The following is a 21,856-nucleotide window of genomic DNA, read 5'->3' on the forward strand; positions in this document are numbered from 1 at the left end:
CGGAGCGCATCAGCGCGTGGAGCACGGCCACATGGCCTTCGTCACACCGAAAAGGCAGACACTGAGGGCAACTGCACGCTTTGGCGAGTTTTATCCACTCCCCATGACGCCGCCCCGGCCCGGAACCCCGGAATATCCGGCCGGGCCCTCACAGAATCCTCATACGATCGGCACAGGCCGCCCGCGTGATCCATTCCGCTGCGGCAGCCGCGCCTCAGCATTCACCTGCCGTTCCGGACCCGACCCAAGGGATCATGTGAAGATTCGCCGCGTTCTCGCCACGGCTGTCGCCCTCGCCGTGACCACCCCCGCCGTGCTGCTCTCCGTCACGCCCGCGGTCGCCGACACCAAGCCGGCCGCCCAGTCGCAGACGCAGAACAAGCAGAGCAAGCCGAGCATCGAGGAGCTGGAGAAGGCCGCCGCCGCGGCGCAGAAGGCGTACGAAGAGGCCGTCAAGGCCCGTGACGAGGCCCAGGTCACGGTGCGGAAGGCCCTCAAGGAACTGTCCGAGGACAGCCACCCCCTCGTGGCCGCCGCCAAGGCCGCCACGCAGGCCGCGAAGGACGCCGCAGCCGCGAAGGCCACCGCCGACCAGGCCGTGACCGACGCGAAGACCGCCCTCGACGCCCTGCCCGCCGACGCCACCGAGGAGCAGAAGACCGCCGCGGCGACCGCTCTCTCCGAGGCCGAGGCGACCGCGGCGACGGCAGCCGCCACCAAGACCGCCGCCGACACCAAGGCCGCCGAGGCCCGCAAGGCGGTCGAGGACGCACGGGTCGCGGCCGCCCGCGCAGCCGGCGCGGCCGACAAGGCTCTGGACGAGGCGCTCGCCGCGAAGATCGCGGCCGACGCGGCGCTGGCCCAGGCCAAGAAGGAGGCGGAGGAGGAGGGCGAGGACTGCGAGCCCGAGCTCGACCTCACCGCCGATGTCACCGGCCTGCCGTCCACGCTCGTCGCCGGGACGACCACCGCCTTCTCCATCCGTGTGACCAACGGCAGCGACCGGCACATGGACGAGATCATCGCGTACACCGGTGTCCACGCGACCGACAGGACCGGTCTCAAGGACACGGGCAAGTTCTTCCAGCTCCAGTGGTCCACGAAGTCCTCGCCGAAGTGGCAGAACGTCAAGCACGACTACATCGACGCCATCGGCGCGCTGAAGCCCGGTGCGAGCGCCGACGTCAAGCTGCGCCTCACGCTCGACAAGGCCACCCCGGCCGGTAACGGTGTCGCGTTCATCGCAGCCGCCTTCTACAACGAGGACGGCTCCTGCGGCGGTGCGCCCGGCGCGGACATGTACGAGTTCGACGTCAAGGCCGCCGGCAGCAAGCCCGGCAAGACCGAGGACGCCAAGCCCAAGCCCGCCAAGACCACGAAGCCCGGCGACAACGGGGCCGGTCACAAGCCGCAGGGCACGGCGTCGAGCACCCCGGTGAAGACCGGCACGAACGGCAGCCTCGCCGCCACGGGTTCGTCCTCCGCCACCACCTCGATCGCCCTCGCGGGCGGCGCGGCCGTGGTGCTCGGCGCGGCGGCGATGTTCGTCGTACGTCGCCGGAAGGCCGGTTCCGACGCCTGACGGTGAAGGCGTCGGCCGTGAAGCCGTAAAGGCATGAAGGAGTGAGGGGGCGGGGCCCGTACGGGCCCCGCCCCCTCATCTGTCTCTCGCCCACCGGATCCACGCCACCGGACCGAACGACGAACTCCGGGGGCCTGACGGTACGGGCGGATTTCGCCGCGGATGCGTGAATCGGCGGACGTACACCGGCTCTGACGTGCCCTTGTCCTACACGTTCCCTGGCTGAATACTGCACGGCCACGGGGTCATTGGTGCTGATGAGGCTGAAGTTTCTGATGCGACGGATGAGTCGTCACGCCTTCAGATGGCCGAAAGCGCACGACCCCGTACGCACCGCCCGCACCGCACGCACCACCCGCACCGCAGGCATCCGTCCCATCGGACTATCCAAAGGATTCACGTGCCGAGCCAAGCAAGAAGACGACGTGCCGCGGCCATAGCCGTGGTCGCGGCCCTGGCGACGACCGGAGCCGCCGTACCGGCGACCGCCGGCCCACAGACCGCTCAAAAGGCGGCAGAGTCGGCGAATGCCGCTACCCCGCACCGCGTCCAGCTGATCACCGGCGACGTGGTGGAGGTGACCTCCGGCCACGTCACCGGATTCGACCCCGCCCCGGGCCGCGAGAACATCCCCGTCCATCTGCGCGAGGACGGCGACCGCAGCCTCGTCGTGCCGCTCGACGCCCAGCGGCTGATCAGCACAGGCACGGTAGACGAACGTCTCTTTGAGGTAACGGGTCTGGACACAGAGGCGGCACGCGCCTCCTACCGGAACGGCCTGAAGGTCATCGTCGGCTACACGGACGCGGCCGCCGCCACCACGGCCCGCGCCGCGGTCGCCGCGGCGGGCGGCACGAAGGTGCGCCGGACCATCGAGGCGTTGAACGCACAGGCCGTCACCACGCCCGGCCGCGACCTTCCACAGCTGTGGAAGGCGCTGACGCGGGCCGGCGGTGGCGGCGACGGCACGGCGCGGCGGACCGCCGCCGGCATCGACCGGGTGTGGCTCGACGGCACGGTCACCGCCCAACTCGACGTCAGCGTCCCGCAGATCGGGGCCGACAAGGTGTGGGCCGCCGGGTACGACGGCACGGGCGTGAAGGTCGCCGTGCTCGACACCGGGGTCGACGAGACCCACCCGGACCTCACCGGACAGCAGATCGCGGAGAAGAACTTCTCCGCGTCGGCCGACGCCAAGGACCGCCAGGGCCACGGCACGCATGTCGCGTCCACCATCGCCGGCACCGGGGCCAAGGCCGGCGGCGCGTACAAGGGCGTCGCGCCCGGCGCGCGCCTCATCGACGGCAAGGTGCTCGACGACTCCGGCAGCGGCAACGAGTCGGACATCATCACCGCCGTCGAATGGGCGGTCGGCGAGGGCGCCGACATCATCAACATGAGCCTCGGCGGGCCCGACTCACCCGGTGTGGAACCGCTTGAAGAAACGGTTGACCACTACAGCGAGAGCGCGGGCGTGCTGTTCGCGATCGCCGCGGGCAACGAAGGCCCCGGCGCGAGCACCATCGGCACGCCGGGCGCGGCCGACCGGGCGCTGACGGTCGGCGCGGTCGACGACGGCGACGCGATGGCGTCCTTCTCCAGCCGCGGCCCACGGGTCGGCGACGGCGCGATCAAGCCGGACGTGACGGCTCCCGGCGTCGACATCACCGCCGCCTCCGCACCGGGCAGCGCCATCGCCACCGAGTACGGCGAGAACCCGGAGGGCTACGTCACCATCTCGGGCACCTCGATGGCCACGCCCCATGTCGCGGGCGCGGCCGCCCTGTTGAAGCAGCGCAACCCCGACTGGCGGGCGGCCGAGCTCAAGGGGGCGCTGACCGGCTCCGCCAAGGACACCGGCTTCACCGCCTTCGAGCAGGGCGCCGGCCGCATCCAGGCCGACCGGGCCGTGGAGCAGACGGTGCACGCCGAGCCGGTCTCGCTGAACTTCGGCAGCGTCGAGTGGCCGCACGACGACGACCGGCCCGTCGTGCGCACGCTCACCTACCGCAACTCCGCCGACGCCGACGTCACCCTCGACCTCACCGCGTCGGGCGCCGGACCGGGCGGCGAGGCGGCCCCGGAGGGGATGTTCACCGTCAGTCCCGGCTCGGTCACCGTCCCGGCGGGCGGCGCGGCGGAGGTCACCGTGACCGCCGACACCGCGATCGACGCCCCCGACGGGCAGTACAGCGCGGCCGTGGTCGCCACCGGAGGCAGGCAGTCCGTCCGCAGCGCCGCCGCTGTCGACCGCGAGACGCCCTCGTACCCCGTGCGGCTCCGGCACCTGGGCCGCGACGGCAGGGCCGCGGCCGCTTTCCAGACGTACGTCACCGGGCTCAGCGGCGAGGCGGCGGGCCAGGAGTTCGCGCTCGACGAGACGGGCGACTCCACCGAACTGCGGCTTCCGGTGGGCGAGTACAGCGTCCAGGGAATCGTGCTCGCCGACCGGGCCGACTCCACGAAGGGCGCCGACTGGATCGCGCAGCCGAAGCTGACGGTCGACGGCCCGCAGGACGTCACGCTCGACGCGAGGACGGCGAAGCCGGTCGACATCACCGTCCCGGACCGCCGCGCGACGGCGCGGCAGGCACACGCCGGCTACACGCTGAAGGTCGACGGCCTGGACCGGAAGTTCGGCTGGCGGCTGCCGTCCTTCGAGAACTTCCGCTCGGCCGGTCTGGGGCCCGACGTCACCGACGGCTCGCTCCAGCAGGTCTGGGACGCGCACTTCGCCTCCGGCGAGAACACCCAGTACTCGCAGATCTACGGCGGCCCGGTGACCCGCCCGGCGACCGGCTACCGCAAGCATGCGCGCGGCGAGGACTTCGCACGGCTGGTGGCCGGACTCGGCGAACCGGTGGCGGGCAAGGACGCCTTCCTCACCCCGCTGGGCCTGTTGCCGACCGCCGGCTTCGGCCTCGCATCGGGCCGCACACTGCCGAGCCCGAGCACCCAGACGCTGTATCTGGCGGGCGCGACCGGGACGAAGTGGTACGTGGGCTTCGAGCAGCTCGGCGACACCCTGCCGAACGGCTGGCAACTCACCGACAGCCGTTACGGGTTCAACGGCGAGACCTTCCGCGCGGGCCGCACCTACCGCACCGACTTCAACACCGGGGTCTACGGCCCCGTGCTCAGTGACGCGCAGGGCATCCGCCGGTCCGGCGACACGCTCTACGCGTTCCTGAACATGTTCTCCGACGGCCAGGGGCACGACGGCTCCACCACCGTGGAAAGCGCCCGCACCACGCTGCACCGGAACGGCGAGAAGATCGCCGAGAACGACGACGACCTCAGCGTCGGCTCGTTCCCGGTCCCGGCCGAGGACGCCGAGTACACCCTCGGCACCTCGATCACGCGCAGCCCGAAGATCGCCCGGGTGGGCACCCGGATCGACGCCGCCTGGACGTTCCGCTCACGCTCGGGCGACGAGGGCGACCTGCCGGTCTCCGTGGTGCGCTTCCGGCCCGAGGTCGACCTGCGCTCGCAGGTCCGGGCGGGCCGCCCGGTCTCCGTACCGGTGGAGATCCAGGGTGCGGCGGCCGGGGGAAATCTCCGGTCCCTCAAGGTCGAGGCGTCGTACGACAACGCTGTCAGCTGGCAGAAGGTCCCGGTCGTCCTCGGCCGGGCGCTCCTACGGGCACCCGCCGAGGACCGGGCCATCGCGCTGCGCGCCGTGATCGTCGACCGGCGGGGCAACACGTCCACGCTGACGTTCCACGACGCGTTCGTGGGCCGCTGAGGGAGGCAGGGGCCTGAAGAGCAGGTGGCGGGCAGCGGGGGCCGGGGGGTCCCCGCTGCCCGCCACCGATCAGCCGGCCGGATGGGACCGGAACCGCCGCCGGTACTCCGTCGGCGTCGTGTTCAACCGCCGCCGGAACGCCCGTACCAAGGTGTCCGTCGTGCCGAACCCGCAGACGGACGCGATGCGTTCGAGGGTCGCGTCGGAGGACTCCAGCTCGTTACGGGCCTTCTCGACCCGTACGGACTCGATGTAGGCGTGCGGGGTCATGCCCAGCTCGGTCTTGAAGATCCGGGTGAGATGGCGGTCGCTGACATGCGCGTACGCCGCCAGGTCCACGACGGTGAGCTGGAGCCCGATGTTGCGCAGGATGTGGTGGCGAAGGTCCTCGATGCGCCTCGTCGTGGAGATCTGCTCCAGCGGAACGCTGAACTGGCTCTGCCCGCTCTGCCGCTTGAGGTACATCACGAGCTGCCGGGCGACGCGCAGGGCGATCGCCTCGCCGAGGTCGTCGGCGATCAGGGCCAGCGACAGGTCGAGGCAGGCGCTGATCCCGGCCCCGGTCCAGACGTCGCCCTCGCGGATGAAGATCGGGTCGGCGTCCACCTCGATCTCCGGGTGATCGGCGGCGAGTTGCTGTGCGGTCGACCAATGGGTGGTGGCGCGCTTGCCGTCGAGCAGACCGGCGGCGGCCAGCAGATGCGCCCCGACGCACACGGAGGTGACCCGCCGGGTCCGTGCGGCGAGTTCCTTCACCCGTTCCACCAGCTCGGGGTCGACGAGCGCGTGCACCCGCCGCTCGCTGTCGACCTCCACCGAGCCGGGCACGATGAGGGTGTCGATGCTCCGCCCGGCGGCCTGCTCGAAGGTGAGGTCGGGGAGGATGCGGACCCCGGCGCCGGTGGTGACGGGCTCCAAGGACGCGGCCGCCAGGACGACTTCGTACCCGGCCGCGTCGTCGGTCTCGCGCCGGGCGAGCGAGAACACCTCCGGTGGCCCGGTGACGTCGAGCAGGTCGACGCCCTCGAAGAGGACGATGACGACGAGTCGCCCGAAGGCATCCGTTCGTCCGACGGTGCCCGTTCGTTCGGTGGTGTCCGTTCGTTCGGTGGTGTCCATGGATGGGCCTCCTGACGTCGACAGCCCGCGCGCATGTCGGTATCTGCATGTTAGACGTCATTGTGGACATCATCGCCGGACCCTAGCGTGGAGAACAGCTCGCCACCCGAGCCGAGCCCACCCTCATCCTCACCCCGACGCACGACCCCCCGAGGCGGTACACCCATGTCCCGAACCACCCTGCGCGAACTCAACGGCTTCGACGCGGCCCCGGCCACGCTGACCGGCTCGACGCTGATCCTGATCGACCTCCAGAACACCTACACCCGTGGCGTGATGGAACTCGACGGCTGGCAGGCATCGTTGGACGCCGCCGCGCAGCTGCTGGAACGGGCCCGCGAGGCGGGGACGAAGGTCGTCCATGTCATCAACGACGGCGGCGAGGGCACTCCGTACGACATCCGGGCCGAGATCGGCCGGATCCACCCGGCCGTCGCCCCGGTCGACGGAGAGGCCGTCGTCGTCAAGCAGGTCCCGAACGCCTTCCACGGCACCGACCTCGGCGAGCACGTTCCCGAGGGCCAGGACGTGATCATCGCCGGCTGGATGACGCACATGTGCGTGGCGTTCACCGCGCAGGGCGCGTTCCTGCGCGGCAACCGGCCCACCGTCGTCGCCGACGCCTGCGCGACCCGGTCCCTGCCGGTCGCCGGAACCGACCTCGACGCCTGCCAGGTGCACTACGGCGCCCTGGCCACCATCGGCGACCTGTACGGGGTCGTCGTCGCATCCCAGAAGGAGATCGCCCGATGAAGCTGCTCCGCACCGCCACCGCGATCGGCGTCGCCGCCGTCCTCGCCACCACCGCCACCGCGTGCGGCGGGAGTTCCGAGGCGGCGACCGGCAAGGACGACGTCCCGAACGCGTCGGCCTCGTCGAGCGCACCCGCGAAGAACGTCGCCGAGGACACGACGACCCTGCGGGAACTCAACAAGCTCGACGAGACCCCCGCCACGCTCGCCGACGCGACGCTGATCCTCGTCGACTACCAGAACACCTACACCGAGGGTGTGATGGAACTCGACGGCTGGAAGCCCGCCGTCGAGAACACCGCGGCCCTGCTGAAGCGCGCCCGCGCGGCGAAGACCCCGGTCATCCACATCGTCGACAAGGGCTACGACCTCTCGTCGGAGGCCGGGCAGATCATCCCGGCACTGAAGCCGGCCAAGGGCGAACCGGTCGTCGAGAAGAGCGTCCCGAACGGCTTCCACGACACGAACCTCGCCGACGAGGTCAAGAAGGCCGGGCGCAAGAACGTCATCATCGCCGGGTTCATGACCAACATGTGCACGCTGTTCACCACGCAGGGCGCGTTCATCAACGGCAACAACCCGACCGTCGTCGCCGACGCCTCCGCGACCCGTCCGCTGCCGCTGAACGGCAACCCGAACGGCATCCCGTCCGAGCAGCTGCACGCCTCGGCGCTCGCCACGATCCAGGACCTCTACGGGGTCGTGGTCCCGACCCAGAAGTCTCTGAAGCAGCAGTAGTCCGGCTACTCACACCGCACCTTCCGGTGGTGGCCGCAGGCCGCGCTCATCAGCAGCGCCCTGCGCCACCGCCCCCGTGCCTCACCCGGCCCATCAAGCCCCACCGGGTCCCCAAGCCCGTCTCCCCCACGCACACCCCCACAGCCCCCACTCCCCCCCCCAACGGAAGTGAACCCCATGAGCACTTTCCCCCCAACCCTCCAACTCCCCCCACTCCGCCAGAGATCGCACCACTATCCCCAACGGAGAAAACGAAGATGGCTACCCGCAGAGGTTTCATAACCGGCGCTTCCGGCATCGGCACCGCGGCCCTCCTGGGCTACGCGGCGGCCCCGCAGGCAGCGGCGGCGACCGCCGACGGCGCGGCGGGCGCGGCGAAGGTCTCGCCGCAGCAGGCGAAGGACTCGCTCCTCGCCGTCAACGCCGGCATGCGCACCAACTACGCCGTACTCAAAGCAGAACTGATCAAGCACCTCTCGCCGGTGATCGTCGTGCAGAACGACGCCAAGGGCGGCCGCTTCACGCTGGTGACGGAGAACGGCCAGGAGAGCGCCAACCCCGTGTCGGAGACGTTCGAGCTGGCGAAGTCCATCGCTCACGTACCGCTCGGGATCTTCTCGGTGATCGCCTCGTACCTGGCGGACCACATCCCCAACCTCCCGAACGCCGACCGCATCGACCCGCACGACCTGCTGATGGTGGCGTTCGACGACGACACCTCCACCGCGTGGATCCCGCCCCTCCAGGCGTACGCTGCCACGCTCACGACCGCCCGCCGGAACCTTCCCGACGCCGGGCTTCCGGCCGCGCTGACGACGTCGTGCGGCAACATCCTGGACGCCGCGCTCCGGTTCATCGATACCTCGGTGACGACGCAGTCGTTCGACATGAAGTCCTTCGAGGACTTCTCCGGCAGCGTCTACCCCGACATCCGCACCAACATGGAGCACGCGGCACAGGCCCAGATCAAGGGCGTCCAGGACCAGATGACGGCATGGCGCACGAAGGTCGGCGAAGCCGGCTGGGCCGATCTGTACTGCGTGGTGATCTCGCAGTGGACGACGAGCGTCCTGAACCAGAACACGATCATCATCAAGGACTGCATGAACCCGGCGAAGGTCGCCACGCACCTGATCGACCTGCCCGGCCTGGAGAACCCGGTCGACCCGGTGTTCACCGCCCTCGACAACCTCGCCCGGATCGTGCAGGACAACGTGGCGGCGGAGATGGTGTTCCCCAAGGATACCAAGGTCGCGGACGCCCTGAAGGGCAAGGAGGACCTGCTCTCCGACGAGATCCTCATCCAGCTCGGCACCGGCCGCGGGGTGACGAAGTCCGCACCGACGTACAACATGGCGGCGGGCGCGGTGTGCCCGGTCAAGAAGTGACCGCGGCCGGCTAGACCGCGCACCTTCCTCCCGGAGCGGGTTGGCCGCCCGCTCCGGGAGGAGGAGCCGCTCAGTAGGGTTTCCGGGTGACCCAGGACAACAGCAGCAGCGACACCGAAACCGCACCCGACGCCCATCTGCCCGCGCTGACCGCCGGCCGGGCCGACCACCTGCGCCGCCTGGTGGCCGACGACCTGAGCGCACGGGACGGAGCCCGCCCCCGGGTGGACGGAGCGACGGCCGTACGCGAACGCTCCACGCACGACCTCACCGTGCTGGCGCAGCGCTGCGGGGCGGCGGCCCCGGAGGACTGGCCCGCTCTGATAGCCCAGCACTTCACCACCCTCGACACGGTGGCGCGGGGCGGCGAGAGCGCGGAGGAACTGCTGCGCGGAGCCGTCCTGCGCCTGCTGCCGGCCGAGGCGCTCACAGCGGACGAGGCATCCGGCTACGGCTACGCCTGGCAGCCGGCGGACGGCCTGGTGACCGCCCTCGCCCTGGACGCCCCCGACTCCGTACGGATGCTGACCGACGCGGACGTCGAGCGCGCCGGCCTCGACGCGCTGAAGGCGGCGGGCCGGGCGAACCTGCTGGCCGAGCCGGTGGAGCACGAGGAGATCCGTACGCCGTCGGGCGCGCTCCTGCACTCGGTGTACGGCGACTCCCACTTCGTGGCGAGCAAGGCGCTCGTCCTGGGCGACCTGGCCCGCTCCCTCACCGGCCACGAACTGCCGGAGGCCGGGGCGCTCGTCGTCGTACCGACCCGGCATCTGCTGGCGTTCCACCCGATCGTCGACGCCACGGTGGTGGACGCGGTCAACGACCTGGGGATGTACGCCATGGGCGCGTACGAGGACGGGCCCGGCCCGGTCAACCCGCTGCTGTACTGGTGGCGTCGGGACGGCCTGGTCTGCCTCACCGCCTTCGACGAGCAGACCCGCGCGATGCGGGTCGTGCCGCCGCCGGAGCTGATGGACCTGATGCGCACCCTGCACGCGAAGGGCAGGCAGGAACCGGAGCCGCCCACCCCGGACACGGCCCCGGAAACGACCCCCGACACCGCCCAACTGGCAGCCTCTGCGCAGGCGTTCACCTCCCGCCTCCCCCAGGACCCGGCCGCACTCCCCGAGGCCTTCCGCGCGGCGACGGCGCACGCGCTCGCCCGCTGCGCCGAGGACCCGAACAGCGGGAAGCTGGAGACCTGGGAGGCCTGGGTCACGGCGATGCAGCTGGGCGACGCCCTGTTCGCCACCGCCCTGTCCCACGAAGGCTCGGCGGAGTACCGCGTCGGCGACCGCACGATCACCCTGCCCGCCACCGGCCCGTCCCCGCAGGCGAACGGCCGCGCCTGGCTGGACGCCTTCTGGTTCGCCCTCGTCTGCCGTGAGGGGGACCGCCTGTCGCGGCTCGCGCAGGTCCCGCTGGAGGACCTGCGCCGCGCCGATCCGTCGCAGGACGCCTACCTGTTCCACTGGATCGACACGCTCCAGACCTACTGGCGCGGCGCGTCCCTGGACGACATCGCCCAGAAGCTCATCGCCACGATGGAGACGTCCGACCCCAAGGTCGCGACCGGCACCGACCCGGCGCTGCTGAACCAGATCGACTACCAGCCGGCCGCGCTCTTCCACCGCCTCATCACCCGGAACCACGAGGCGTTCGCGGAGACCCTCGCCGAAGCCGTGGCCCACCACGACCGCTACTGGTCCGGTTCGCCGGACCCCCGCAGCCACGTGGTCCTCGGCCCGCTCGCCCTCGCCTGCCTCGCCCACGACGGCGACTTCCCGGTGGACACGGCACTGCCGCGGCTGCCGAAGCACCTGATCAGCCGGGAGTGGTGCGGGGAGTTCCCGACCTGACAGGCGGACGAGGCAGTGGGAGGCCGGGGAGGGGCAAGGACGGGGGTGGCGGGGGCGGTCGCGCCCGATATTCACGCGCCCCCCGCCCGGACCACGTGATACACGTTCCTGCCATGGCAGACCTGGTGACCGAGCGGCTCGTACTGCATCCGATGTCCGTGGACGAGGCCGGGCGGATGGTGACGGGCGAGCCGGACGCCGACGCGCGCTGGGAGCCCGGCTTCCCGACCGAGGGCGACGTGTCCGTGGCCAAGCGCTTCCTGGAGCACGTGATGACGGCGGCCGGCATGCGGCCGGTCGGCGAGGACGAACGCGTCAGGTACTTCGCCGTCTCCTGGACCGGCGACGCGACGTGAACCGAGGCCGGGCCGGGCCATGTCGTGCCGGCGATCCTCCGTCCGCCTTCCCGCCGCCGCATCAGCCCTGTGCACCACCGTGGTTCCGCAGGACGCCCACGGCCCGGTCGAAGGCCGAGTCCTTCTTCTTCTCGAACTCCTCCTCGGTGAAGACCGGTTCGGTGAGGTGCGGCGGAATTCCGGTACCGTCGAAGGTCCGGCCCGAGCGGGTCAGGAACTCCTCATTCGGCAGGAAGGCCGACATGCCGTTGGGGAGTTCGCGCACCAGGACGTCCGAGAAGACGCCCTGGGTGGGCTGCCCGATCCGGACCGTCCTGCCGGGCCGGTCCATGAGCGCCTGGGTGAAGGTCTCGCCCGCGCTGAACGTCGAGCCGCCGGTCAGCACGGCGAGCGGGCCGGTGTAGCGGGGGCCCTGGGCGGGTGTGATGTACGCGGGTTGGGGGCGCGTGTGCTTCGTGGGGTCGGCGGGGGCGTTGCGGGCCCGCTTGGCGTAGGCGACGTACGGGGTGTCGGTGAGGCGCTCGGCGATGTGGATGCCCAGGGCGTCGGAGCCGCCGCCGTTGATCCGCAGGTCGATGATCAGGCCGCTCGGACGCCGGGGGCGGTCCTTGCCGAGGGCCGTGTCCAGCGCCTTGTCGAGCTCGGCCAGTTGGGCGGCGTACGACGTGTCCTCGCCCGCGTACCCACCGAAGCCGGAGATCCGCAGATAGCCCTGACCGCCGGGGAGGTCGGCGTAGGTGATCCGCCCGTTGGCGAAGTCCTGGACATTCCGGGCACTTTTGAGGTCGCGCTCCACGATGAACTTCTTCGCTCTGGCGTCCAGTTCCCCGGTGGGCACGGTGGTGCCGGGGCGGGTCCGGGCGAAGACGCGGTCGCCGTCCTGAACCGCGACGTGGCCGTCGTGGAGCGGCGCGATCATCTCGCTGAAGACGGCGAACAGTTCGTCCTGGGGCGTCCCGGCGTGGACCTCGGGCCGGTACCGGTCGCGCACGGCGTGCCAGTCGATGCCCTTGGCGGAGAAGAAGGGGTAATTCTCCTCGAAGGACTGCCAGAAGACGTCGAAGGAGGCGAGCGGGCCCTCGGGGCCCGGACGCGTACAGGAATCGGGCAGCTTCGCGATCCGGCTCAGCTTCCGGTCGCCGACCGAGCCGTCCGCCCGCATGGCCGCGCGGTCGCGTCCTCCCTCGGAGCGCACGGTGATGACCGTGCCGTCGGGCAGGGTGTACGCGCCGGGGCCGGTACGCCGTGCGGAGTCGCCTTCGACGCAGCTGACGGCGGTGGTCTGGTACTCCTGGAGACTGCCCTTGCGGATGGAGACCACGGTGCCGTAGCCGTCCATCCGCCAGATTCCGTCGACGGCCGACTGGTGGGGATTTGTGGTGGCGGTGGCGGTGGCGGTGGCCGGCACGACTCCGCCGGCGAGGGCGGCCAGGGCGACGGCGGTAGCCGTGACAATGCGCACGATCTTGCCTTCTCTGTAAGCGACTTGTTCGGATCACCTCACGGTCCCCGACGCGACGCCCTCCGCCCATCCGGCTGCCCGGATGATCAAGGGTGGGGCCAGCACCAACACATCTCCTTGCCTCACCTCACGAGCCGGTCCCGAACCCGTACGCCGCGAGCAGACTCCGTACGTCCGCCAGTGAGTCCACGCACAGCCGCGCCCGCGCCTGGCCAAGCGCCTCTTCCGTGTGCGTCGTCGTCAGGCCGACAGCGACGCAGCCGGCGGCCACCGCAGCCTGGACGCCCGCGGGCGCGTCCTCCACGACCAGGCACTCCGACGGGGCGACACCGAGCCGAGACGCGGCCAAGGCGAAGCAGTCCGGTGCGGGCTTCGCGTGCTGTACGTCGCTGCCGTAGACCTGTACGGCGGGGAGAGCCAGGCCCGTCGCCGCGAACCTGGCCGCCACGAAGTCCCGGGCTCCGGAGGTCACGATGGCCCACGGGCTTCCGGACAGCGACTCCAGAAGGTCGGGCGCTCCTTCGACCGGCCGGATGCTGCCCATCTCCTGCTCCAACAGCCGGTCGAGCAGCTGCCGTTCGGCTGCCGGATCCAAATGGGCGGCCACGTCCCTGACCGTGTCCTCGGGACGCCGCCCGAACGTCAGCTCCCACACCTTCTCGGGGTCCAGACCCCGCGCCGCCGACCATGTGTCCCAGACCTTGCGATGCGCGCCCGCCGAGTCCAGCAGGACCCCGTCGACGTCGAAGAGCACGGCGGAGATCTTCATGCTGCCCGCCCACCGGCGCGGGCGGCGGCGCGCGGGCTGAGGTCGGTCCCGGTGACCCGGTGTCCGTACAGCGCCAGGCCGATGGCCTGCGTGCCGATGCCGATGGCCTGCGTGCCGATTTCGCAGGAACAGTCGAGCACCGCCGCACGGTCCTGGCCGTTCAAGGCGTCCGGAGCACTGCCCTGCCGGCGCGTGCTCGCGTCCCGGTCCGCGTAGATCAGGTGGCAGTCGTCGGCCGGTTCGTCGTAGAAGTGCACCACCGAGGTCTCTGACATGGCCCGAGACTAACGAGCGACGCCGAGCCCGCCCGACGCCGGTACGCCTACGAAGGCGTGGTCCCCGCCCAGCTCCGCTGCTCCCGCACCCGCCGCCTCATGCGTGCACCGGGGATCGCGAGGGCCAGCAGGACCGGGACCCCGGCGGCGATGCCGACCCAGAGGACGAGCGCGAGGTAGCCGTAGGCCGCGTTGCGCGTGTCCTGGTCCGCCCGGATGAGGAAGACGATGCTCACCACGAGCGCCACCGCCATGAGCGCCCCCTGGACGATCGCGGCCCAGGTGAGGATGGTCGCCCGGCGCCGGTAGCCGGGGGTGATCTCCCGGTCCCGTGGCTGCGCGAACCCCCAGGGCGCACCGGGCGTATGGGGCCGGTGCGGGGGTGGTGGTGGCTGCTGGTCGGACATGGGCCCAGTTCTACTGTGCGCCGCCCCGAAACACCACCCTCACCGCGAACGAGGAGGCGGCGACGAGGCGGCGACGAGGCGGCGATGACGCGGCGCACCGTCACTTCTTCAGGGCGTCCCAGTGGTGCGAGCCGAAGCTGCGCACCAGCGAGACCAGCGCAGCCCCGAGCCGCCAGTCCAGGTCCGGTGCGTGCAGATGCAGTTTGTCGCCGCCGGACCGGAACTCCAGCGGCATCCGGCCGCCCGCCCGCCACCTGATGCGCCGGGGAGCGCGCGCGGCGCCGCCCTCGCCGGGGGTGCTGTCGAAGATGGAGACGATGAGGAGCAGCACCATCACGGGCAGGCACAGCCACCACACGAACCACCACAGGATCCGGCCCTTGTACCCCACCGCGTCGGCCCCGCCGGCCGGGGTCACCGTCCATCGGGTGCGCAGACCCCTCCCACGGAACGCCTTCTCGCGCACGATCGTCCCGATGAGTTCCCCGTGCACGCCGAGCACCTGAAACGTCGAGACACCGCCGGTCGCCGACAGGGTCACCACCGTCGCCACCCGGTCCCGGCGGTGCGCGTCGGTCCACAGCGCGAAAGTGCGGGCGCCGCTCTTACGTGCCGCGAGGTAGGCGGGAATGCCGCCGGGCGGCAGTTCGCGCTCCACGTACCCGATGACCTCCGGCAGTCCCGATCCGTCGATGAGATAGACCAGGTTCTGGACCGAATCCGGCGTGTGTTCCGGGAGCTTTCGCCGGATGCCGCCCATGGTGATGACCTTGCTCATCCGGCATGCTCCTTGGGACTGGGAAGCGGTACGTCCGACGGTCGGCCGCCGACCGGCTGCCTACTTTAAGCGTCAACAGGGTTGACGCGAGCCGACAAGAAGGGGCGGTGGGCCCGCAGGCCCACCGCCCCGACTTCACCTCATATGACGCCTACTGGATGACCGTGATCCGGTCCGTCGCCGGCGGGGCCAGCGGGGCGGAAGCCGTGGAGTGGGCCGCCAGGTAGGCGTTGAACAGGTCCAGGTCGGACGCGCCGACCAGCTTGTTCGTGCCCTCGCCGAGGGCCGCGAAGCCGTCGCCGCCGCCCGCGAGGAACTCGTTCATCGCGACCCGGTAGGTGCGCGCCGGGTCGATCGCCTCGCCGTTCAGCTTGATGGTGTCGGCGACCACGCGGTCCGCGCCGCTCTTCGTCAGGTCGAGCGTGTAGGTGAGGCCCTTGGAGACCTGGAGGATCTTCGGGCTGGCCTCGTTGCCGCCGCTGACCTGCTGCTGGAGGGCGGTGACCAGCTGGGCGCCGGTCAGGTCGACGACGTTCATCATGTTGGTGAACGGCTGCACGGTGAACGCCTCGCCGTACGTGACGACCCCGTCGCCCTCACTGCCGGACGCCTTGTGCACCAGGTCCGCGCGGATGCCGCCCGGGTTCATGAACGCGACTTCCGCGCCGCCCTTGTCGGCCGGGGCGAGCCCTTCGAGCTGGGCGTCGGCGATGACGTTGCCGAGCGGCTTCTCCGGGGCCGTGGACCCGCGGCCGTTGATGTCGGCGGTGATCCAGCCCTGCGGCTTGTTCGCGATCGGCGCCGCGAGCTTGTTCCAGCGGTCGATCAGGCGCGTCATGTCGGCGGCCTTGGGCTGGTCCCGGGTCACGACGTGGTTCGCGGACTTCACCGACGTACGGACGATGTCGTCGGTGCGGCGGTCGTAGGTGAGCGTGGTGTCCGTGTAGAGCTTGCCGAACGACGAGGCCGAGGTGACCATGCGCGGCTTGCCGGACGGGTCCGGGACCGTGCACACGTACGCCTGGTGGGTGTGGCCCGTGACCAGGGCGTCCACCTTCGGCGTGATGCCCTTGGCGATGTCGACGATCGGGCCGGAGATGCCGTCGCCCGCGCCGGGGCTGTCGCAGTCGTAGTTGTACGAGGTGGAGGCCGGGGCCCCGCCCTCGTGGATCAGGGCCACGATGGACTTGACGCCCTTGCGGTCCAGCTCCTTGGCGTACTTGTTGATCGTCTCGACCTCGTCGTGGAACTTGAGGCCCTTGACGCCGTTCGCGGTGACGATGTCCGGCGTGCCCTCCAGGGTCACCCCGATGAAGCCGATCTTGACGCCGTTCTTCTTCCAGACCGTGTAGGGCTTCAGCAGCGGCTTGCCGGTCTTCTCCTTGGTCACGTTGGCCGCGAGGTAGGGGAAGTCCGCTCCCTTGAACTTCTTGCCCTTCTCGTAGCAGCCCTCGACCGGGTGACAGCCGCCGTTCTGGAGGCGGGCCAGCTCGGTCGCGCCCTCGTCGAACTCGTGGTTGCCGACCGCCGTGACGTCCAGGTCGAGCTTGTTCAGCGCCTCGATCGTCGGCTCGTCGTGGAAGAGACCCGACAGCAGCGGGCTCGCGCCGACCATGTCGCCGCCGGCCGCGGTGACGGAGTACGGGTTGCCCTTGCGCGCGGTGCGCAGCGAGGTCGCCAGGTACTCGACGCCACCGGCCGGGATCGCCTCGACCGTGCCGTCCGCGTGCGTCTTGCTGACCGTACCGGCGGAACCGGCCGGCGGCTCCAGGTTGCCGTGCAGGTCGTTGAACGACAGCAACTGCACGTCGACGGTACGGGGCTTGTGGCCGTGGCCATGGCCGTTCCCGTGGCCCCGGTCATGGGCGCCGGCCGGCATCGCGGCGACGAGCGCGCCCACGGTGGCCAGACCGGCCGCGGCGGCGAGCACCCGCCGTGTCGCACGGTTCTTCTGCGGAGTCGCTGACATCGGTCCCCTTGTGAGTCAGAGCTGTCAGTGCTGTCGGTGGTGTCAGTTGTTCTGCTGGTGGAGCTGGTGTTGCTGATGTCGCTGGTACTGCTGGCGTCGCTGGTTCTGCTGGTGTCGCCGGTCTCAAGGTCTGGAATCCCGCGTGCCGCAGCCTAGAGTCAACGCGCGTAGCGCAACAGGTGTTCGGGGTTACGGACTGGTTGCCATCCGGCCAAATGGCCCGTCGAAGACACCCGCGCCGCCTGCCGAGGACGCGTGCTCCCGCCCCTCCACCCGCTCGCCGTACGCTCGGAGACATGACGACTGACGCACCCCTCCCCGCCCCCGGACGCGAGGTTCAGACCCTCGACGCACTCGACTCCGCGCAGGCCGACACCGTCCTCGACCTGCTCGCCGACGCCGCCCGGTCCGACGGCCGGCAGGCGGTCTCCGAGCAGGGCAGGCTCCGGATCCGGGGCGGACACCGCGACGGCGTACGGCACTTCCTCCTCACCGTCGACGGAACGCTCGCCGGCTACGCCCAGTTGGAGGACACCGACCCGGTCGAGGCCCCGGCCGCCGAGCTGGTCGTCCACCCCGACCGGCGCGGCAGCGGGCACGGCCGGGCGCTCGGCGCGGCCCTCCTCAGCGCGACCGGCAAGCGGCTGCGGGTCTGGGCGCACGGCGGCAGTTCCGCGGCCCGCCACCTGGCCCAGGTCCTCGGCCTCTCCCTCTTCCGCGAACTGCGCCAGCTGAGGCGGAGCCTGATCCCGTTCGACCTCGCGGAGCCGGTGCTGCCCGAGGGCGTCACCGTACGGACTTTCGAGCCGGGCCGGGACGACGCCGCCTGGCTCGCCGTGAACCGCGCCGCTTTCGCTCACCACCCCGAGCAGGGGTCGCTGACCCAGCAGGACCTGGACGACCGCAAGGCGGAGCCCTGGTTCGACCCGAAGGGCTTCTTCCTGGCCGAGCAGGACGGGCAGATCGTCGGCTTCCACTGGACGAAGGTGCACGCCGAGGAGCAGCTCGGCGAGGTGTACGTGGTCGGTGTCCTGCCCGAGTCCCAGGGCGGCGGCCTCGGCAAGGCGCTGACCTCGATCGGCCTGCACCATCTGGCGGCCCAGGCGCTGCCCACCGCGATGCTCTACGTGGACGCGGACAACAAGGCGGCCGTGACGGTGTACGAGCGGATGGGCTTCACCACGCACGAGGTGGACCTGATGTACCGCACCGAGTCCTGAGCCCGTCTGCCCTCGGTCGCCGGTCCTCGGTCGTCGGTCCTCGGTCGACCAGCCGTCCGGTGGTCGCTACAGCTTCCGGAGTTTCACCGCCACAGAAGTACCGCATCCGACTCCGAAGAAAATCTATCGTGGCGAGAGTAGACATCCGGGGCTCGATGGGGTTAGCGTTTTCCTCGTAGCCGGAAGACAAGAGGGCGCGGCAGACACGAACTGCCGTGCATGCAGGTCAGAGCAGTAGAAGCAGTACAGAGCAGTAGCGGAACGGCAGTGGAGCGAGGGAGCCGGAAACGGTGGGTTCCCCCACTGGCTGCCGGGCCGGGCGGCCCCAGGGGTCGCATGCACCACCGCAGCACCGCAGTAGCAGTACCCGCAGTACCGAAACACTGAACCGAACGAGGTAAGGAGCAGACGCCATCAGGATCGCCTGAGCGAGGAAGTCTCCGCTCGGGTACCGCAGGCCCCGGAACGGAAGGTGGTCCCCGGTCAAGAATCCGCGATCCCCGCTTGCCCGCCCTACTGGGCGGACCGGCGGAACAGATGAGCCGGCGCAGTCGGTCGGCAGATGGTGTTGAAAGCTCGGGGCCCGAGCGCCGCAAGGCGCTCGGGCCCCCCGACGTGTCCCCGAAAGAAGAGGTGCTATGCCCCCTAGCAGTACCCGCCCCACCAACAAGCTCGACGATGACGACTATCCCGCCTACACCATGGGCCGGGCGGCCGAGATGCTCGGCACCTCCCCCGCCTTCCTCCGCGCGCTCGGCGAGAACCGCCTGATCACCCCGCTGCGCTCCGACGGAGGCCACCGCCGTTACTCCCGCTACCAGCTGCGCATCGCCGCCCGCGCCCGAGAACTGGTCGACCAGGGCACGAAGATCGAGGACGCCTGCCGCATCGTCATCCTCGAGGACCAGCTGGAAGAGGCACAGCGCATCAACGAGGAGCTGCGCGCCGACCGCGCGCCGAACCCGCCGAACACCTGATCGCACCACCCGAACTCCCCTGTGGGGCGGCGTCGCTTGACGCCGCCCCACTTTTGCACCACCCTTTCACTACTCAATTAGTGAAAGGGTGGTGAAGCGCATGACAGCCGAGTCCGCAGCCGTCGAGTTCCGCATCGACCGGCGCAGCGGCGTCGCCACCTACCTCCAGATCGTCCAGCAGACGAAGCAGGCGCTGCGCCTGGGCGTACTCGAACCGGGCGACCGGCTGCCGACCGCCCGCGAGGTCGTGGAGGCCACCGCGATCAACCCGAACACGGTCCTCAAGGCGTACCGGGAGCTGGAGCGCGAAGGCCTCGTCGAGGCCCGCCGCGGGCTCGGCACCTTCGTCCGCAGGACGCTGGGCGGCGCGGCCGAGGCATCCGCCTCCGACGCGCCGCTGCGCACCGAACTCGCCGACTGGGCCCGCCGGGCCCGGGCGGCCGGGCTGGAGAAGGACGACGTCAGCGCGCTCTTCACGGCCGTACTGGACAGCACGTACAAGGGGGACGAGGAACGATGACCGGCGTCGCGATCGAGGCACACGGCCTCGGAAGGACCTACGGACGCAGGAGCGGTGGCCGTCGCGCCCTGCACGACTGCTCGTTCCGGCTGCCCGCCGGACGCGTCTGCGCCCTCGTCGGGCCCAACGGCGCCGGCAAGTCGACCCTGTTGAACCTGGCGGCCGGGCTTGACCGGCCCAGCGCCGGGTCGCTCACCGTCCTCGGCTCCACCGCCCCCGGCGACGTACGCGACCGCATCGCCTTCGTCTCCCAGGACAAGCCGCTGTATCCGCAGCTCACCGTCGCCGACACGCTGTGGGCCGGGGCCGAGCTGAACCCCGGGCGCTGGGACCGCGCCACCGCCGACCGGATCGCCGGACCGCTGGAGCGCGGGGCCCGTGTCCGTACCCTCTCCGGCGGGCAGCGCACCCGGCTCGCGCTGGCGCTCGCTCTCGGCAAGCGGCCCGAACTGATGCTGCTGGACGAGCCGATGGCCGACCTCGACCCGCTGGCCCGGCACGAACTGATGGGCGTCCTGATGGCGGAGACCGCCGAGCACGGCACCACCATCGTGATGTCCTCGCACATCCTCACCGAGCTGGAGGGCGCCTGCGACTACCTCCTGCTCGTCGACGGCGGGCGCATCCGGCTCGGCGGCGAGGCCGAGGACATCGTCTCCGCCCACGCCCTGCTCACCGGCCGGGCTCAGGACCTTTCCCCGCACACCGTCGTCGAATCCCGTACGACAGGACGTCAGCTCACCGCACTCGTACGGAAGGAGGGCCCCGTGGACACCGCCGCCTGGTCCGTCACGGAACCGTCCCTGGAGGAGCTGCTCCTCGCCCACCTCCGCTCCCCGGACGCCCCGCCGCTGCTCACCCCGAGCGCGAGCGTCGTCGCGGGCGCCGTCGTGGGCGCGGCCCGCGAGGAGGTGGCGTCCGCATGAGCACGCTCACGACGAACGTCCGTACGTTGCGGGGGCCTTCCCGCGTGTTGCTGCGGGTGCACCGGCGGACCTTGTGGGCCGCCGGTGCGGTCGCCGCCGCCGTGATCGTCGGCATGATCGCCGTGGCGCTCGTGGCGGACCAGGTCGCCGCGGACTTCGCCGCCACCGGGTGCACCCTGCTCAGCACCGCGGACGCCTGCATGCAGCCGGCTCGCGACCATGCCGACCGGATGTTCGACCTCGACCGGATGCTCACCTACGTGGGACTGGCCCTCATCGCGCTGCCCGCCGTCATCGGGGCCTTCGTCGCGGGCCCGATGGTCGCCCGGGAGTGGGAGAGCAACAACGTCAAGCTGTCCTGGACCCAGTCGTCCCCGCCCGCCGCGTGGCTGACCGCGCGGCTCGCCGTGCCCGCCGTACTGGTGGTCTGCGGGATCACGCTGCTGTCCGTCGTTCTCGCCTGGTCCCGAGCCCGGCTCGGGCGCCCGTACCCGACCGTCTGGCACGACGTGTCGGTCTTCGGGGCCTCGGGGACGGTCCCGGCCGCCGGTGCTCTGATGAGCCTCGCGCTCGGCACCCTCGCCGGCCTGACGCTGCGGCGCACGGTTCCCGCCATGGCGGTGAGCCTGTCCGTCTCCGGACTGGTGACGGTCGCCCTGGGCACGCTGCGCGACAGCTTGTGGCCGGCCGTGAGGGACACCTTCGAGCAGGGCGACGCCTACCTCTGGCCCGACCGGGCCGCCATAGTCGAGTGGGGCTGGGTGACGAACGGAGGCGACCTGCTGCCCGCCGAAGTCTGCACCTCCTCCCCCCTCGATCTCGAAACCTGTCTGTCGGAGTACGGCGTGGCCCACGGCTACCTCGAGTACCACCCCGCCTCCCACTACTGGCCCCTCCAACTCGTCGAGACCGGCATCCTCCTCGCCCTCGCCGCCCTCGCCGTGTTCGCCGCCTTCCGGGTCCTGCGCCGCCTGCACGGCTGAGCGGCCGACTCCGGCACAAGCCGTCGTCCGG

The 21,856-nt window shown here is 71.0% G+C and carries 18 protein-coding genes and 1 pseudogene; 12 read left to right on the plus strand and 7 right to left on the minus strand.

From position 1 onward, the window contains the following. Positions 1 to 256 precede the first annotated feature (256 nt). Positions 257 to 1,582, plus strand: a complete 1,326-nt coding sequence (locus tag G3I54_RS25215) for an LPXTG cell wall anchor domain-containing protein (RefSeq protein ID WP_164617327.1) — start codon at positions 257 to 259, stop codon at positions 1,580 to 1,582. A 400-nt stretch (positions 1,583 to 1,982) separates the two neighbouring features. Beyond that, on the plus strand, positions 1,983 to 5,327 hold the full coding sequence (locus G3I54_RS25220) for a S8 family serine peptidase (RefSeq protein ID WP_343240410.1): 3,345 nt from the start codon (positions 1,983 to 1,985) through the stop codon (positions 5,325 to 5,327). A 69-nt stretch (positions 5,328 to 5,396) separates the two neighbouring features. Here the strand turns inward: G3I54_RS25220 and G3I54_RS25225 are convergent, their stop codons facing one another. Then, positions 5,397 to 6,446, minus strand: coding sequence for a helix-turn-helix domain-containing protein (locus G3I54_RS25225; protein WP_203687140.1), 1,050 nt, complete (start codon positions 6,444 to 6,446; stop codon positions 5,397 to 5,399). 165 nt (positions 6,447 to 6,611) lie between these two features. On the opposite strand from G3I54_RS25225, the gene G3I54_RS25230 reads away from it, so the two are divergent. The 5 genes from G3I54_RS25230 to G3I54_RS25250 all read left to right on the plus strand — a co-directional run bounded on the left by G3I54_RS25230 (position 6,612) and on the right by G3I54_RS25250 (position 11,539). Continuing rightward, positions 6,612 to 7,199, plus strand: a complete 588-nt coding sequence (locus G3I54_RS25230; RefSeq protein WP_164617331.1) for a cysteine hydrolase family protein — start codon at positions 6,612 to 6,614, stop codon at positions 7,197 to 7,199. Then, positions 7,196 to 7,936: an isochorismatase family protein gene (locus G3I54_RS25235; RefSeq protein ID WP_164617333.1), complete on the plus strand. Its 741-nt coding sequence runs from the start codon at positions 7,196 to 7,198 to the stop codon at positions 7,934 to 7,936. The genes G3I54_RS25230 and G3I54_RS25235 overlap by 4 nt, the downstream gene beginning before the upstream one ends. Positions 7,937 to 8,193: 257 nt before the next feature. Then, positions 8,194 to 9,324 carry a hypothetical protein gene (locus G3I54_RS25240; protein WP_164617335.1) on the plus strand — a complete coding sequence of 377 codons (1,131 nt, stop codon included), beginning with the start codon at positions 8,194 to 8,196 and terminating at the stop codon, positions 9,322 to 9,324. 86 nt (positions 9,325 to 9,410) lie between these two features. After that, entirely contained in the window at positions 9,411 to 11,183 is a 1,773-nt protein-coding gene (locus G3I54_RS25245) for an immunity 49 family protein (RefSeq protein ID WP_343240411.1), read from the plus strand. A gap of 113 nt (positions 11,184 to 11,296) precedes the next feature. Then, positions 11,297 to 11,539 (plus strand): hypothetical protein, encoded by a 243-nt coding sequence (locus G3I54_RS25250; RefSeq protein ID WP_164617337.1) that lies wholly within the window; start codon positions 11,297 to 11,299, stop codon positions 11,537 to 11,539. Positions 11,540 to 11,600: 61 nt separating this feature from the next. On the opposite strand, the gene G3I54_RS25255 is transcribed toward G3I54_RS25250, so the two are convergent. From G3I54_RS25255 to G3I54_RS25280, 6 genes and pseudogenes are all read right to left on the minus strand, one after another. Then, on the minus strand, positions 11,601 to 13,001 hold the full coding sequence (locus G3I54_RS25255; protein ID WP_164617339.1) for a S41 family peptidase: 1,401 nt from the start codon (positions 12,999 to 13,001) through the stop codon (positions 11,601 to 11,603). Between the two features lie 127 nt (positions 13,002 to 13,128). Next, positions 13,129 to 13,770, minus strand: a complete 642-nt coding sequence (locus tag G3I54_RS25260; RefSeq protein WP_164617341.1) for an HAD-IA family hydrolase — start codon at positions 13,768 to 13,770, stop codon at positions 13,129 to 13,131. A 14-nt stretch (positions 13,771 to 13,784) separates the two neighbouring features. Next, a pseudogene (locus G3I54_RS25265) lies at positions 13,785 to 14,045 on the minus strand (class I SAM-dependent methyltransferase); the annotation flags it as partial. A 47-nt stretch (positions 14,046 to 14,092) separates the two neighbouring features. Next, positions 14,093 to 14,452, minus strand: a complete 360-nt coding sequence (locus G3I54_RS25270; RefSeq protein ID WP_164617343.1) for a hypothetical protein — start codon at positions 14,450 to 14,452, stop codon at positions 14,093 to 14,095. 100 nt (positions 14,453 to 14,552) lie between these two features. Beyond that, complete coding sequence (locus G3I54_RS25275) at positions 14,553 to 15,230, minus strand: hypothetical protein (RefSeq protein WP_203687141.1); 678 nt, start codon at positions 15,228 to 15,230, stop codon at positions 14,553 to 14,555. 151 nt (positions 15,231 to 15,381) lie between these two features. Continuing rightward, positions 15,382 to 17,199 carry a bifunctional metallophosphatase/5'-nucleotidase gene (locus G3I54_RS25280; RefSeq protein ID WP_164617345.1) on the minus strand — a complete coding sequence of 606 codons (1,818 nt, stop codon included), beginning with the start codon at positions 17,197 to 17,199 and terminating at the stop codon, positions 15,382 to 15,384. Positions 17,200 to 17,495: 296 nt separating this feature from the next. Between G3I54_RS25280 and mshD the strand changes: the two genes are divergently transcribed. The 5 genes from mshD to G3I54_RS25305 all read left to right on the plus strand — a co-directional run bounded on the left by mshD (position 17,496) and on the right by G3I54_RS25305 (position 21,825). Beyond that, positions 17,496 to 18,419, plus strand: coding sequence for a mycothiol synthase (gene mshD / locus G3I54_RS25285; RefSeq protein ID WP_164617347.1), 924 nt, complete (start codon positions 17,496 to 17,498; stop codon positions 18,417 to 18,419). A 638-nt stretch (positions 18,420 to 19,057) separates the two neighbouring features. After that, positions 19,058 to 19,396 carry a MerR family transcriptional regulator gene (locus G3I54_RS25290; protein WP_164617349.1) on the plus strand — a complete coding sequence of 113 codons (339 nt, stop codon included), beginning with the start codon at positions 19,058 to 19,060 and terminating at the stop codon, positions 19,394 to 19,396. A gap of 100 nt (positions 19,397 to 19,496) precedes the next feature. Further along, positions 19,497 to 19,916, plus strand: coding sequence for a GntR family transcriptional regulator (locus tag G3I54_RS25295; RefSeq protein ID WP_164617351.1), 420 nt, complete (start codon positions 19,497 to 19,499; stop codon positions 19,914 to 19,916). Beyond that, the gene (locus tag G3I54_RS25300; protein ID WP_164617353.1) at positions 19,913 to 20,842 is read left to right on the plus strand and encodes an ABC transporter ATP-binding protein; all 930 of its coding nucleotides are present in this window, start codon (positions 19,913 to 19,915) and stop codon (positions 20,840 to 20,842) included. Before G3I54_RS25295 ends, G3I54_RS25300 begins: the two co-directional genes overlap by 4 nt. Continuing rightward, a complete protein-coding gene (locus tag G3I54_RS25305; RefSeq protein ID WP_164617355.1) occupies positions 20,839 to 21,825 on the plus strand; it encodes a hypothetical protein in 987 nt (328 codons plus the stop codon). The genes G3I54_RS25300 and G3I54_RS25305 overlap by 4 nt, the downstream gene beginning before the upstream one ends. Positions 21,826 to 21,856 lie beyond the last annotated feature (31 nt).

The organism is Streptomyces sp. SID14515, from assembly GCF_010548505.1.
GTDB classification, from domain to species: domain Bacteria; phylum Actinomycetota; class Actinomycetes; order Streptomycetales; family Streptomycetaceae; genus Streptomyces; species Streptomyces caviscabies.